This window comes from Flavobacterium sp. FlaQc-30 (genome assembly GCF_044005885.1).
Taxonomy (GTDB): domain Bacteria; phylum Bacteroidota; class Bacteroidia; order Flavobacteriales; family Flavobacteriaceae; genus Flavobacterium.
Genome location: NZ_JBIPCO010000002.1, coordinates 281,319 through 296,279 on the forward strand (window position 1 = coordinate 281,319; position 14,961 = coordinate 296,279).

The 14,961-nt window shown below is 34.0% G+C and carries 9 protein-coding genes; 1 reads left to right on the top strand and 8 read right to left on the bottom strand.

The window, feature by feature from the left end; translation table 11 throughout:
• Nucleotides 1–111: 111 nt before the first annotated feature.
• The 8 genes from ACHRV0_RS06565 to ACHRV0_RS06600 form a co-directional block, all read right to left on the bottom strand.
• Entirely contained in the window at nt 112–1,320 is a 1,209-nt protein-coding gene (locus ACHRV0_RS06565) for an anhydro-N-acetylmuramic acid kinase (protein WP_395440280.1), read from the bottom strand.
• A gap of 36 nt (nt 1,321–1,356) precedes the next feature.
• Nucleotides 1,357–4,353 (bottom strand): glycoside hydrolase family 3 N-terminal domain-containing protein, encoded by a 2,997-nt coding sequence (locus ACHRV0_RS06570; RefSeq protein WP_395440281.1) that lies wholly within the window; start codon nt 4,351–4,353, stop codon nt 1,357–1,359.
• A gap of 111 nt (nt 4,354–4,464) precedes the next feature.
• A complete protein-coding gene (locus ACHRV0_RS06575) occupies nt 4,465–5,970 on the bottom strand; it encodes a sodium:solute symporter (RefSeq protein ID WP_395440282.1) in 1,506 nt (501 codons plus the stop codon).
• A gap of 146 nt (nt 5,971–6,116) precedes the next feature.
• Nucleotides 6,117–6,944, bottom strand: a complete 828-nt coding sequence (gene murQ, locus ACHRV0_RS06580) for an N-acetylmuramic acid 6-phosphate etherase (RefSeq protein ID WP_395440283.1) — start codon at nt 6,942–6,944, stop codon at nt 6,117–6,119.
• Nucleotides 6,945–6,989: 45 nt separating this feature from the next.
• On the bottom strand, nt 6,990–8,189 hold the full coding sequence (locus tag ACHRV0_RS06585) for an exo-beta-N-acetylmuramidase NamZ domain-containing protein (protein WP_395440284.1): 1,200 nt from the start codon (nt 8,187–8,189) through the stop codon (nt 6,990–6,992).
• A gap of 109 nt (nt 8,190–8,298) precedes the next feature.
• Nucleotides 8,299–9,201: a hypothetical protein gene (locus ACHRV0_RS06590; protein WP_395440285.1), complete on the bottom strand. Its 903-nt coding sequence runs from the start codon at nt 9,199–9,201 to the stop codon at nt 8,299–8,301.
• Nucleotides 9,202–9,227: 26 nt separating this feature from the next.
• Nucleotides 9,228–10,841: a SusD/RagB family nutrient-binding outer membrane lipoprotein gene (locus tag ACHRV0_RS06595; protein ID WP_395440286.1), complete on the bottom strand. Its 1,614-nt coding sequence runs from the start codon at nt 10,839–10,841 to the stop codon at nt 9,228–9,230.
• A 10-nt stretch (nt 10,842–10,851) separates the two neighbouring features.
• Nucleotides 10,852–13,932 carry a SusC/RagA family TonB-linked outer membrane protein gene (locus ACHRV0_RS06600; protein ID WP_395440287.1) on the bottom strand — a complete coding sequence of 1,027 codons (3,081 nt, stop codon included), beginning with the start codon at nt 13,930–13,932 and terminating at the stop codon, nt 10,852–10,854.
• 244 nt (nt 13,933–14,176) lie between these two features.
• Here ACHRV0_RS06600 and ACHRV0_RS06605 point away from each other — a divergent pair, with 244 nt between their 5' ends.
• A complete protein-coding gene (locus ACHRV0_RS06605) occupies nt 14,177–14,926 on the top strand; it encodes a DeoR/GlpR family DNA-binding transcription regulator (RefSeq protein ID WP_395440288.1) in 750 nt (249 codons plus the stop codon).
• Nucleotides 14,927–14,961: the final 35 nt, after the last annotated feature.

The window sequence follows — 14,961 nt, forward strand, 5'->3', positions numbered from 1 at the left end:
TTAATTTCACAAACAAGATTAACCTATTAAAATTAGTGTAAATTGGTGAAATTTGTGTTCAAAATTGTTTTTAATATTTGTGTTCATAAGGTAGACTTTTAGAGTGTTTGTTTATGATGGAAAAGAAATTTTTCCCATTGATACTGATGGAATTCGTTTGCGAGATCCAAAATCAGATTTTCCTCCAGAAACGGTTTCATTTGCTAAAATGGCAAATAAGATTGCTTCTTTTGCATCGCCTGAAATTCCCAGAGAATCAGTATTAGTAAAAGTACAAGACAGCAGTTCTTTCAGCCAGCCTGTTAACAACGGATTATGAGCGCCGCCGCCAGACATATAAATAGTAAAACTTTCTATTGGATAAGTTGTGTTGCTGATTGTCGAATTTATAGCTTCTGCTATTGTTTCGGCACTAAATCGGGTTAAGGTTGCTAATAAGTCTTCAATAGAAATGTTTTCTGTACCGCTTTTAGTTTGTGCATTTTTTACATATTCAATACTAAAAAGCTCTGGACCTGTGGTTTTTGGAAATGGCGCTTGAAAAAAATCATCAGCTTTTAAAGCTTCTAAAAGAGATAGATTTACTGTACCTTTTTTTGCAATTTCGGCATCTTTATCATACGCTTTATCAGGAAATGAAAGTCTGGTAAAAGCATCAATCAAAGTGTTTCCAGTTCCTGTATCCGTTACAAAAACCTCTTCAGGATTGTGATTGGAAGGTAAAAAAGTAAAATTGGCAATACCACCCATATTAAGCATAATGCGATTTTCGCCTTTTTTACTAAACAGAAAATAATCTCCATAAACAGCTAACGGTGCACCTTCGCCGCCCGCAGCTATATGTTTTTGTCTAAAATCAGAAATGGTTAAGATTCCAGTTTTTACAGCAATATGGTCTCCATCGCCAATTTGTAAAGTACCATTTGTAAAGTTCTCTAACTGATGTAAAATTTTTGGAGTATGAAAAACGGTCTGCCCGTGCGAGGCTACTAAATCAACTTTTGAAGCTGGAATTTTCCAACGGTTTAAACAATCAAGAATCATATTAGCATGAAGAATCCCGATCCATTCATTTAATAAAACTAGTTTCTGAAAATCAATAGTAGGTTTTGCAAATACGCTTCTGATTTCTGATTTTATTTCTTCTGAATAATCGACTGTGTCAAATTCTAATAATTGAACTTCAGTGTTTTCTCCAGAACCAGTAATTTTGCACAAAGCCACATCTAAACCATCCAAAGAGGTGCCAGACATTAACCCAACAATAATTCGGGAAGGTTTTTTTGCGATTTCATACAGTGATTCTAAATTTGCATTCATGATCTTTTTTTTAGTTTAACTAAATAGAAATGTTCCTTATTTGATAACAGCTTCTTGAATTATCTTTTGAATATCTTCTCTAATTTTTCCTTTAGATAATTTATTCTCGTCATTTACAACTTCTGGATAAGTTCTATTGGATAAAAATACATAAACAATTTCTGTTTCTGGGTCAACCCAAGCTATGTTTCCTGTAAATCCGGTATGACCAAAACTCGCCTCAGAAACACAACCGCAAGTTGGCCCGCCTTTGCTAATTCTTTTGTCAAAACCTAAACCTCTCTGAATTCCTTTGTCTTTGTAATAGCAAGTGTTGAAAGCATTAAATGTTTGTTCAGAAAAATAGTGCTTGCCGCCGTAATTTCCTTTTTGTAAAAACAGCTGCATCATTTTGGCAACATCCATAGCGTTAGAAAAAATTCCTGCGTGACCAGCAACTCCGCCTTCCATAGCAGCGGCCATATCGTGAACATATCCTTGAATAAGCTGATGTCTAAAATAAGTATCGATTTCAGTAGGAGCGATGCTGTTTTTATCAAATTTATTTAGCGGATTGTAAAGTGTATTATTCATGCCAAGTGTGCTGAAAAAGTTTTCTTTACTTAGATCTTCAAGCTTTTTATGTGTTTTCTTTTCTAAGTATTCTTTTAAAATGATAAAAGTAAAATCACTGTATTTGTATTCTTTTTTTACGGCTACTGGACTTTTTGCAATGATTTTCATGATGGTGTCGTGATAATCATTTCGAATAAAAAGGCTGTCTGCAACTTTTGTCGAAAACTTAGAATCAGCAGTTTTGCGGTAATATTTTGGAGAAGGTTTACCATCACTGTCTAGTGTTGCTTTGTAAAACGGAATCCAAGCCTGCAGTCCGGCGTAATGCGTTAACAAATCTTTGAAAATGATGTTTTCTTTATTTGTATGTGCAAAAAACGGCACCATGTCTTTTAGTTTGGTGTCTAAAGTAACTTTGTTTTTATCGTACAATTGCATCACATTTGGCAGTGTAGAAATCATTTTCGAAATGGAAGCAACATCATACAAATCTGAATTGCTAACCTTTTTTTGATTGTCATAGGTTTGATATCCGTATGATTTCTGAAAAAAAACTTTTCCTTTTCGGGCAGCCAATACTTGCATTCCAGGAGTCATTTTTCCGTCAATTGCTTTTTGGGCAATCGCATCTATTTTTGATAAAACAGCAGAATTCATTCCCACATTTTCAGGAGTTGTAAAGCCCAAACGGTTTATTTTTTCGGTAGATAAGCCATCATTTACCTTAAACGAATCATTAATAGATACTGGCAGTTTTCCTTTTGCATCGACAGCTCCAAATAGTATTTCTGCAGAAACAACTTGACTTATAGCTGAGTTTTGATACGAAACAACTAATCCTTCAATATCATCAAAATTAGTAATAGGTAACAGCGAGTAAGGTTTTGTAAAAATGTCCAAAATCACTTTGTTGTGTTTAGCGATTTCTTGCAGCCAAAGCAATTCAGTATCTGTGAAATTCTGCTTTTCCCAAGTTTTATTTAGTTTATGAAAACCGATAATTACAGTATCATAATTTTTTAGTTCTTGATTTAAACTGTCAATATTAGTATTTGATATTTCTGTAATTTCAGTATATTTTTTTAAAGTAGTTACAAAAGTACTGTTAACATCATCTCCTAGTTTTACATACGCAATTTTTTGATCTAGGTTTTTGATAGGAAGAATTTCTTTTTCATTTTTTAAAACCGTAATCGCATTTTCGTAAAGTTTATAATGCAAAGCGTCATTTTGTGCTGGATTAAGATCGCCGTTGATATTATTCATATCAATCGGTTTGTACTTGTTTAATCCGGCTTTAAATTTATAATGCAATATTTTTTTTACGGAATGCGCCAAACGTTCTTCCGTAATTATACCTTGCGCATAGGCTTCTTCTAATTTTTGAAAAGCTTCGGGTACATTGTCAGGACCAAGAAAAATATCATTTCCAGCAAGAAGAACAGCTATTTCTAAATCTCCGGGACCTTTAAAATTAGTAGCGCCTTTCATTGCCAAACCATCAGTAAAAATTAAACCGTTGAAGCCTAATTCTTTTTGAAGCAGATTGGTTACAATGTTATAAGAAGCAGAAGATGGAATATTAGCTTGCGGCTCTAAACTTGGAATGTTTAAATGTGCCACCATTACTGAAACTAAACCTTCGTCGAAAGTTTTTTTGTACGGATATAATTCAACCAATTCAAGTCGTTCTTTCGAAAAATCAATAAGAGGTAATGCTTTGTGTGAATCTACAGATGTATCTCCATGTCCTGGAAAATGTTTTCCTGTGCAAAAAACACCTTGACCTTGCACGCCTTTCATCAAAGCAATGGCTCTATTGCTTACATTGACTTTGTCTTCACCAAAAGAACGGTTGCCAATAATTGGATTTTTCGGATTGGTATTAATGTCGAGAACAGGAGCAAAGTTGAAATGAATTCCGATACGTTTATTTTCATTCGCCATATTTCGTCCCACATTCTCAATTAAACTCAAATCCTGAATGGCTCCCAAAGTCATATTCCAAGGATAAATATAAGTTGAATCTAAACGCATTCCCAATCCCCATTCGCCGTCAATAGCAATGAATAATGGTACTTTTGATTTTGACTGATACAAGTTGGTTAATTTTGCCTGACGAACTGGTCCGCCCTGGAAAAAAATTAATCCGCCTACTTTATAATCTTGAATTAATGCGCTGACTTCTTTTGTATGTACGGAATCTCTATTAGAATAAGCCGAAATCATAAACAGCTGACCTATTTTTTCTCTAGCCGACATTTTATTGTAAATACTATCAACCCAAACATTTTCTTTGTCAGAATCTTTAAAAAAAGTTTTTTTCTCAGATACCGCTTTTGGTTTGTAAACAACGGTATCTTTTAAAGGAATATCTGTTTTTACAGTTGTAATTACAGTGTTTTTTTTAGAAGCGCAATTGGTAATCAAAAAAAGAAATGCGGCGTATAGGCTGACTCTTATGAAGTAATTTTTCATAATATATTGTGTTTTGAACGAATAGGTTTTAATTAGCTTCTACCCATTAAAAGATGATTTTCACTGGGTGAGCTTTTATTTTATTTAGCAAATTGGGCTTGCTTATATAGTTTAAAAAGATATTTTCTCGCTGCTTCGTGAACTTGTCAGGTATAATCCTAAATAAGTTATTAATCCGTTTATCACGATTAATTCATTATCAAATACATATCCTGAAAATAATAATTTCGAATTTTCATTGATTAAATAAGTAAACAAAGGAGAAAGTAAACATAATACTGGAACTAGTTTATCATTTACATGTCTTGATTTTTGAAACAATCCAAAAGCATATAAACCTAATAACGGGCCATAAGTATAAGATGCGACTTTAAATATCATTCCAACAACTGAGCTGTCATTGATAGTATTGAAAATAATGATTACAAAGAAAATCAGAATTGAAAAACTAATGTGTACTAAATGTCTTGTTCTTACAGTGTTTTTCTTGCTGTTTTCGGCTTTGTCCATTCCAAGAAAGTCAACACAAAAAGAAGTCGTTAATGCTGTCAAAGCGGAGTCTGTTGTTGCAAAAGTCGCGGCAATAATTCCTAGTAAAAATACGATTGCAGGAACTACAGCCAAGTGATTCAGTGCAATTTCAGGGAAAAGTAAATCGGTTCTTGGTTTACCTGTAACTAAGTCAGTTGGAATTGCGATTCCGTTTTTATTAGCATAAATATATAACAAGGCACCAACGCTTAAAAAGAAAATATTGATGATTACAAAGATTCCTGTAAAGGTGAACATGTTTTTTTGTGCTTCGCCAATATTTTTACAGCTCAGGTTTTTTTGCATTAAATCCTGATCCAATCCAACCATCGCAATAGTTACAAACATTCCGCCAATTATTTGTTTGATAAAATGGAATTTACTTCCCATAAAATCATCAAAAAAGAAAATTTTAGAGTAGTTACTGTTTTTAACTTCTTCAAATGCTCCAACGGCACTTAAATCCATACGATCGCAAATAAAATAGATAGTAAGAAAAACAGATGTAACTAAGAAAAATGTTTGTAAAGTGTCTGTAATAATTATGGTTTTTAAACCGCCTCTATAGGTATAAGAAAAAATTAGAATTAATGACATGAATACCGTAAATGCAAAAGGGATATTGTAAAAGTCAAATACAAATCGCTGCAATACAATTACAACCAAATACAGTCTGAAGGCAGAGCTTACGGTTCTGCTTATCAGGAAAATAGAAGCTGCCGTTTTGTAGCTGTAAACGCCCATTCTTTGCTCAATATAGCCATAAATAGAGGTTAAATTCATTCGGTAATACAACGGTAATAATAATTTTGTAATTATTAGAAAACCTACAGCATTACCCAAAACAAACTGAAAATATTTAAACTGCTCACCGCTTGCCGCACCAACTTCTCCGGGAACAGATATAAAAGTTACTCCTGAAAGAGCCGTTCCAATCATTCCAAAAGCAACTAAGTACCATTTAGAGTTTTTATTTGCCGTAAAAAAGGCATCATTTCCACTGTCTTTTTTACTCACTTTATGTGAGATGTAGAATAGTGTTCCAAAATAAATGATAATAAGAAGGAGGATGGTGCTTGGTGTCATTTTATAGCTTTAGTGGTTTTGGTTTTTATTCTTTTGATTAGACCTAACAGATTTTAAAGACCTGTTAGGTTTTTGTTGAATCTTAAAAGTTATAGATTGTGGTTTTTATTGGTATAAATCTATAAAAGATTTGAATCTGTTGGTTATTAGATTTCCAGATTTTTATTCTGAGCTAATAAAACTGCTCTTACACTTTTGTGTTTTTTTAATAAATCAGAAGCTGTTTTTTCATCAATTTGCAGTTCTTCAACAATCATTTCTACGCCTCTTTGAACTAATTTTTTGTTAGACAACTGCATATCGATCATTTTGTTGCCGTAGATTCTTCCAAGTTTAATCATAACTGATGTTGAAATCATGTTTAAGACTAATTTTTGAGAAGTTCCTGCTTTCATTCGAGTGCTTCCTGTTAAGAATTCTGGTCCTACAATTAGTTCAATAGGATGATCTGCTTGTTTAGAAATCAGGCTGTCACTGTTGCATGAAATACTGCCTGTTATGATTTTGTTTTCACGTGCTTTTTTCAATCCGCCAATAACGTAAGGAGTATTTCCAGAAGCTGCAATTCCTATTACTACGTCTAAACTAGAAATATCATAAGCAGATAAATCTCTCCATGCTTGATCGACATCATCTTCGGCATTTTCTACCGCTTTTCTAATGGCAGAATCTCCACCAGCGATAATACCAATAATCCAATTGTCTGGAACTCCAAAAGTAGGAGGACATTCAGAAGCATCTAAAACCCCAATTCTCCCTGATGTTCCTGCTCCAATATAAAAAAGTCTTCCGCCAAGTTTCATTTTTGCAACAATTGCATCGACTAATTTTTCAATGTTTGGAATTTGTTCTTCAACAATAGCTGCTACTTTTTTATCTTCATTATTTATATTTGAAAGCAGTTCGTTGGTACTCATTTTATCTAAATTTGAGTAAAGAGATTCTCTTTCTGTATCTGGATTTGCTTTTGACATTTTTGATTTTTTTTAATTTTTAATTTTTCTTTACTGCATTAAAATTTATTGGTAGATCAGATATTTCATTCTCATTTTTTTGAAGGCTTCTAAATCCTTCACCCAGCTTTTTCTGATATTTTCCTCAGAAGTGCCGCTTTCAATTTGTTGTTGTAATTTCTTAGTTCCCGCCAGTTTTGTGAAAAAAGGATTAAAGAATTTAGTTTTATCACTGGTATTTTGATACGCTTTAAGCAGCCATTTCAATTCCAGTTGTTGTAGTTTAGTATAAGATGTCAAATCTTCGCCAAAACATTCTACGCCATTATAGACAGGGTCTTTGGCTCCAAAATTTGGTTTTGGAGTAAAACTAAAATTTGTTTTTGTTAAGTAAGGCGAGCCATAAATTTGGAATTGTTTTTCTGTTCCGCGTCCCATGCTTACATTCGTTCCTTCAAACAAACACAAGCTTGCATATAAATTTATAGATTGATCGTTTGGCAAATTTGGAGATGGTTTTGCCAATAAACTATAATCCATTTTTCTGTTATAATTAACACAAGGAATTACAGTTAATTTACATTGAGCTGCGTTTTTAAGCCATTTTTCTCCATTAATCATTTTTGCATATTCACCAATAGTCATTCCATGAAGCAATGGAATAGGGTGCATACCCACAAAACTTGTAAATTCTTTTTCTAAAAGAGGACCGTCTACAATTCTGCCATTCGGATTTGGTCGATCAAAAATTATAAGCGGAACATTGTTTTCTGCGCAGGCTTCCATTACATAATGTAAAGACGAAATATAAGTATAGAATCGTGCTCCAACATCTTGTAAGTCAAAAACCATGACGTCGATTCCCGATAACTGTTCTGGTTTAGGTTTTTTATTGTCTCCGTAAAGAGAGATTATCGATAATCCCGTTTTAGAATCTTTTCCGTCAACTACGTGTTCTCCCGCATCAGCAGTTCCTCTAAAGCCATGCTCTGGTGCAAAGATGGTTTGAATGTTTATTTTTTTCTCTAATAGAAAATCTACTACGTGTTTTTTGTTCGATAAAAGACCCGTTTGATTGGTAACAATGCCAACTTTTTTATCTTTTAATAAAGGAATGTATTTTTCGAAATTATCAGCTCCTGTTTTTATTTCATTACTGATATCATTGATTTTATTTTTAATAATTTCTGTTGACGAATTTGCATTCGACGCATTCGAAACAATTAAAAATAGAATAAAAGTGATTTTTTTAAAGGCTTGAAACATAATACAAAAGTTTAAATTACAATTAAAATTACGCTTAATAAAGGAAAAAAAACAAAATAGGATAATTAAATCGAACCACTTTAATCAAAAAGTGGTTCGATTTTTAAGCTTATTTATTTGTTATGAAAGTAACAGATGGTGCATTTAAAGTCGCAGATGGTAATCCGCCGATAATTCCTCTGCAATAAATTGTGTAAACTCTTCCCGCTCTAGGAACAAAAGCAGTATTTGCCGGCGAATTGGCAAGGTTTGCAATTGTTGTTCCAGTAGTTGCTCCCGGAACATTTGTTGGAGAACCTGCAACACGAACCTGCAATTGATATCCTCTTGTATCTATTGGGTCTTGCGGCTCAATAGCAATGTATTTTTCGTTACCGCCCTTAAATGTTACATTTCTATAGGTATACACTTCTTTTGTAGTAACTGGCGTTGCACCAATAGTTGATGTTTCTTTAATCAATCCTAAATCATAACCTGCTGCTGCCGAATTGCTGATAACATTTATAAAACGAATATAGGCTTTAGTTTTGTCTAAATCAGCAACGGCTAAATCGTCGTTTATTTGATAAAGAGAATATACCGGCGGCGTAACAGACGGCGGTGTTGATACTAAGAAACTCGTGTAATATTTTCCCGTTTCAGTAGTAATATTTCCATTGAAAATGCTAACTGCAGGAGTTGCAGGCGTTAAAACACTCAAAGGCTGTGTTCCCGGTTCCATCAAAACATAATTAATTGGCACTGGATATTGAGCGCCATAACTCATCCCAACTTGCACTCCAGTTGTAGAACTTACAGCCGAAATTTTTTCAGTTCCTGTAAAGTAATTAATTTGAAAATTAGTTCCATTTGGACCAACAGCTGCGTGAATAAATTTTACGTTAGAAGCATTTGCAATTCCGTCTTTACTCTGATAAGGAGTCTGGTCGTTTTCGTCGCCGCAGGATGTAAATGCAAGTACTCCAAGAATTGGAATAATTGACTTTTTTATGGTGTTAAATATATTTTTCATCTAATAGATTTTTAGTTTTTAAGAAATTAATTTTTAGAAAACCACATTTCTTGAGTATGGTAATCTACCTTATCTGCTCCAATCGCTTTTAAAGCATCAAAATTCCAAACATATTCTGAGTTAAATCTCGGACGAACTCTGTATGGTAAATTTCCATTATTGTCAACAAATAAACCTCCGTTTGGTGTAAAACTCATTGTTCTGTAAATATCTGGATTATAATGATATTTACGTAAATCTGTCCAAGTTTCTAGCATACCGTAACCAAATAAAGCTACATATTTTTGAAGCATAATGTGGCTGATCGTCAAGTTTGCAGCCGTTGGAACGATATTGACATTGGTTAAGAATGCTGTTTTTTCAGCAGCCGTAATAGTCGATGTAATAGGGAAAATTGTACTTACAACAGTATTTGAATTTACAAAATCGATATTAGCATCAATTGCTTTTTTGTAAGCATCTAAAGCCATGGCTTTGTCTCCTTTTATAAAAGCAGCTTCAGCTTTAATAAATTGAATTTCTGAATACGTCATTAAAGGAAAATTCGCTTTATCTCTAAAAATATATCTTCCCGGAGTTGTAATAGTTCCTGCAGTATATGTTCCATAAATATTTGGAATTCTGCTTACGTTTGTTGCAACTGTAGAAGCTGTAGTATTTAACGGGTTTCCATTAAAAGTATATTTACTTGGGTCTGGATTTGAAGAAGATGCCGGAGCTAATTCAGATTGACCTACAGACGGCGCTAAAACTCTAGAGATTCTAGGATCTTTTGCACCTCCAAAAAGAGTTCCGTCCATTGTTCTCACAGCAAAATCAGTTTGACGGTAAGTATTGAAGTTATTTCTTCCAGGACCATAGAAATTGATATCTGCAGCTACTGTTCCGTTATATCTAATTAAAGCATTATCTGCATTAGAAGCCAATGATTTATCACAGAATTCAATTACTTTATCTGGGTTATAAGAAGCTTTATTGATTTGATTATTTAAATTTCTAGCCAAAACTCCGTAAGCAAACTTAACCCATTTAGAGCGGTCTCCTCCGTACATTTTATCTCCTCCAGCAGTATAAGTCTGAGAAACGCTTCCGTCTGTACGGTTCAAATCTGTTAAACCTTCATTCAATAAACGAACCACTTCAGCGTATACTTGTTCCTGAGGAACATAATCAAAAGAAAGACGCGAAGTAAAAACTTGATCAAAATTAATTAATTCAGAATGATAATCAGTTGCAACCTGCCAAGTCCAAGCTCTAATAACTTTTGCAATTCCAGTAATATCATGACGCTGTTCCGAAACTGCTTTTTCCAGTAATTTGGTTAAGTTTAAACCAATAGAAAAATACGCCATTTTCCAGATTTCACCACCTGTATCACTATTTGATTGATATCCAAAACGATCCCATTCACTTCCTACAGCGCCAGCCGTAGCAGTACTGAAATTTTGAGTGTATCGTCCAAGACATCTGTTGTCAAACTGTAATCCCACAGCCATTTGCTGCTCGATTGGAGGCAGTAAAGCTGGTGCCGAAACATCAACAGGAAAACTTGGGTTTACGTTAATATCTTCTAAGTCGTTGCAAGAAATCATTGTGGCTACAAGACCTAATGCGGCTATATATGTTTTAATATTTTTCATGATCAATTAATTAAAGTCCGATTTTTAATCCTAAGTTCAAACCTCTTGGCGTAGAAACTACTCCAAAGTCAAAACCTGTTCCTCCAGCACCTCCAGTTGAAGCATTAGTTCCATTAACCGAAGGATCAGCTCCAGTATAATTTGTAATGATAAAAACATCGGTCATTGTTACATAAAGAGAAAGTGCGTTAATGAATGTTTTTTTCAATATTTCAGAAGGCATTTGGTAGCTTAAAGTAATATCTCTCATTCTTAACCAGTTAATGTCTTTTTCGACAAAATCAGCGTCGATAGCACCAGTTCTGTAATATTCGTTTTGAACACTTGGTCTTACCGGAATATTATTTTGTGTTGGAGTAGCTGAGTTTTCTAAACCATCTCTTAAAACACCTTTTACAATTCTTGTTTGTTCACGATCTAAAGTTTTGGTAGATAAACCGTTTTGGTACAAATAGAATTCAGTTGCGTTATAAATATCGCCGCCTTTTCTAATGTCTAACAAGAATGATAAACTAAGATCTTTGTATGTAAAAGTGTTTTGCAAACCAAGCATAAAATCTGGATTTCTGTCTCCAATAATTTTAAAGTTTGGATCTTTTAAAGCATAGCCGCTATTTGGATCAATTAAAGGCTCACCTGCATTATTTCTTAAATAATCATTTCCTGTTAAAGTCGTTAACGGATTTCCAACAGTTACCCCGCCGCGAACATTTCCGTAAAGCCAAGTGTCTGAAACATAATATTCAGAAATAACAGAAGGAAGATTTAATAATTTAGAACGTGTTTTGCTGAAGTTAGCACTTACATTCCAAGAGAAATTTTCTTTTTTAATTGGTGATGCATTTAAAGTAATCTCTAAACCTTGGTTTTGTAAATCTCCAAAGTTTGCAGAAGTTACCACGAATCCTGTTCCGTAGCTTAAACGCATATTTTTTAGAATCGGATCGATTGTTTTTGTGCTGTAAACCGCAACATCTAATCCAACGCGATTGTTAAAGAATTTTAATTCTGTACCCAATTCAAATGATTTACGGAACTCAGGTTTCAAATTTGCATTTGCCCCGGTAACACCATACGCATAACCACCGTCTGTAGTTAATTGTGGATTGAAAACAGGTTGTGCAGAATAAGGAGAAGGAATATTAGCTGCTTCGGCATAAGAAGCTCTCAATTTTCCATAAGAAAGTGTTTGTTTATCTTTCAATCCGTTTAAGTTTGTGAAAACAAAACTCGTTGAAACAGAAGGATAGAAAAACGGATCTGGTAATACAGAAGTCCAGTCCTCACGTCCAGTTAATGTTAAATAAACAGTTTTGTCATAATCTAAACTCATCTCAGAAAAGAAACCAATAATTTTGCTTTGAATAATTCTCTCTTGAGATCTTTGCGTTGTAGCATCAGTATTGTTGATAGAGTAGAAGTTAGGATCAAAGAAACGGCTTCCTGTTGTTGATAAAATTCTAAAATCATTATCATTAACCGAATTACCCACCATAAGTTTGGTATTGAATTTTCCGAATGATTTTTTAGCGGTAACCAATAAAGTAGTGTTTAAGTTACTGGTATTAGAATAGTATGATTCGATGTAACCTCCTGGAGTAATTCCCGCAGCAGATTCTGGATGAATAGCTCTGTAACCTTGAGCAGAATTCACATCCCAGCCCACACGGCCAGTTAAGTTAAGCCAAGAAGTTGGGTCGTAAATTAATCCAACATTGGTAACAAAACGATTGTTGAAATCTTCAGATAAGTTTTTGTTTACATCCCAGAACGGATTATCAGTTTCGGTATCTAAAGCACCGCTTGTAATTTTTCTTCTCGTTCCGTCAGCATTTAAATAATTGCTGGCGTCATCATTTGCCGGCCATGTTAAAAGTGAAAGTAAATATCCAGCGTCTCTTACACCCGGAATTTGTACAGCAGATCCAGCTCCTTTTGCCGCTTTTTGATTGTCTGATTTTGTAAAACTAAAACTAGCTTCAGATCTTAATTTTGAAGATAATTTTGCAGTAGCATTCAAATTTGCAGTTAAACGGCTGTAACCTGTATTTGGTACAACACCTTCTTGCTCTAAGTTTGAAAGAGATAATCGGTAAGAAGTAGTTTCTGTACCCGCTTCAAACGAAAGATTATGATTGGTTGAAACGGCAGTTTTGAAGAAATTTTTAACATTATCATAAAATTGAGTTCCCGGTTCGTAAGCCGTTCCAAATTGTCTTCTATAGTCTGGATTGTTTACGCCGTCAGAACCTCTTTGATATACTTTTTGAGTTTCTGGAAAACGGTATAAATTGTCGAATCGTGTATTAGTAGAATAAGTAAGTCTTCCAACGCCTTTTTTACCTTTTTTAGTAGTAATTACGATTGCACCATTTCCAGCCTGCATTCCATAAAGTGCTGCAGCTTCTGGTCCTTTTAAGATAACCACAGATTCAATATCGTCTGGGTTAATATCTGCACCTCTGTTGGTGTAATCCTGTGTTCTATTAGGAGCATTAGAAATAGTCAAAGCTTGATCCATTGTTTCGTTGCTTACCGGTAATCCGTCTACAACATACAAAGGAGAGTTGCTTCCGCTAAGCGAATTTACTCCTCTTAATTGAATCGCTGCCGAAGCACCCGGAGCACCAGAAGTGCTTGTTACATTTAAACCTGCAACACGACCTTGTAATGCAGTAGCAAAGTTAGGACGCTGTGTGTCTGCAATTTCTTTACCTTTTACTTCCTGAACAGCATATCCTAAAGAAGATTTATTACGCACAATACCCATTGAACCCACAATTGTTACATTGTTTAATGTTTGTGCACTTTCAGAAATAACAATTTTTAAATCATTTCCGTTTACAATAACTTCTTTGTTGTTAAAACCGATGTAAGACACTTGAAGAACATCGCCCTGACGCGCTTTTATCGAAAAAGTTCCATCAGCTCCTGTAGAAGTTTGATCTTTAGATCCCTGAACTAAAATGTTTGCTCCCGGCAATGAGTTTCCACTACCATCTGTGACTTTACCTTTTACGGTTGAATTTTGGGAATAACCTGCGAGTATTCCGAAAAAGAAAAGTAAAAGAACTAAATACTTTTTTTTCATATTGGCTTAATTGTTTTGGTTAGAATGGCGAAATTTAGAAAATATTTTCAAATAAATGCGGGATTGTGTATTTTTTTTCAAAAAATTATTCAAATACCGCAAAATAATGCATAATTTAGATGTTTGTTTTTTCTGTTTTTACTTTTTAAGCTGTAAAATGCAAACTATTGCGGTTTTTTATGGAACATCTTCCTGCAATTGAAATATTTGATATATTTGTGTTGAATTTTAACATTTTCAAAATATGCTGAAGGCCGAGAGACATAGATATATAATGACTAAGCTCATTGAAGAACAGAAAGTTGTCACCACAGATTTGGCTTTGGCTCTGGATTTGTCAGAAGATACAATTAGAAGAGATTTGAATGAATTGGATAGTAAAAAACAACTGGAGAAGGTATATGGCGGGGCTATTCAGGTAACAGAGAAATCTGTTGATCTTTTTAATATTGCAATCTCTGCCGAAGACGAAAAGAAAAAAATTGTTACTAAGGCATTGTCATTATTACATGATGACCAGGTTATTATAATGAGCGGCGGAAGTACCAATTTGGTTTTTGCAAAATTAATTCCTTCAGATTTAAAAGCTACTATTTATACATACAGTTTACCAATTGCAATGCAATTGTCACAGCATCCAAATATTGATTTAATATTTATTGGCGGTAAAATGCAAAAAAACGCAATGGTTACAATTGGTATGGACGTAATTCAAGTTGTGTCTAAAATTAAAGCCGACATTTGCTTTATTGGTGCCAGCAGTATCAATATTAAACAAGGTCTTACAGAAGTTGGGTATGAGATCTCAATTGTTAAAAAAGCTATGATAGAAGCTTCTGATAGAGTTGTTTCAATGTTCTCTTCAAACAAATTAAATACTAAAATGCCTCATGTTGTTTGCGATCTTAATCAATTAGACACTATCGTAACAGAACTGGATCCTGAAGATGCAAGGTTAGAAGAATATAAAAAATCAGGCGTTTTTATATTGTAGCTGACTTTTTGATTAGGTTTTAATGCGTTATGTTG

Coding starts and splice junctions, on each gene's coding strand:
- ACHRV0_RS06565 (WP_395440280.1), bottom strand. CDS start 1,320: ATGAATGCAAATTTAGAATCACTGTATGAAATCGCAAAAAAACCTTCC.
- ACHRV0_RS06570 (WP_395440281.1), bottom strand. CDS start 4,353: ATGAAAAATTACTTCATAAGAGTCAGCCTATACGCCGCATTTCTTTTT.
- ACHRV0_RS06575 (WP_395440282.1), bottom strand. CDS start 5,970: ATGACACCAAGCACCATCCTCCTTCTTATTATCATTTATTTTGGAACA.
- murQ (WP_395440283.1), bottom strand. CDS start 6,944: ATGTCAAAAGCAAATCCAGATACAGAAAGAGAATCTCTTTACTCAAAT.
- ACHRV0_RS06585 (WP_395440284.1), bottom strand. CDS start 8,189: ATGTTTCAAGCCTTTAAAAAAATCACTTTTATTCTATTTTTAATTGTT.
- ACHRV0_RS06590 (WP_395440285.1), bottom strand. CDS start 9,201: ATGAAAAATATATTTAACACCATAAAAAAGTCAATTATTCCAATTCTT.
- ACHRV0_RS06595 (WP_395440286.1), bottom strand. CDS start 10,841: ATGAAAAATATTAAAACATATATAGCCGCATTAGGTCTTGTAGCCACA.
- ACHRV0_RS06600 (WP_395440287.1), bottom strand. CDS start 13,932: ATGAAAAAAAAGTATTTAGTTCTTTTACTTTTCTTTTTCGGAATACTC.
- ACHRV0_RS06605 (WP_395440288.1), top strand. CDS start 14,177: ATGCTGAAGGCCGAGAGACATAGATATATAATGACTAAGCTCATTGAA.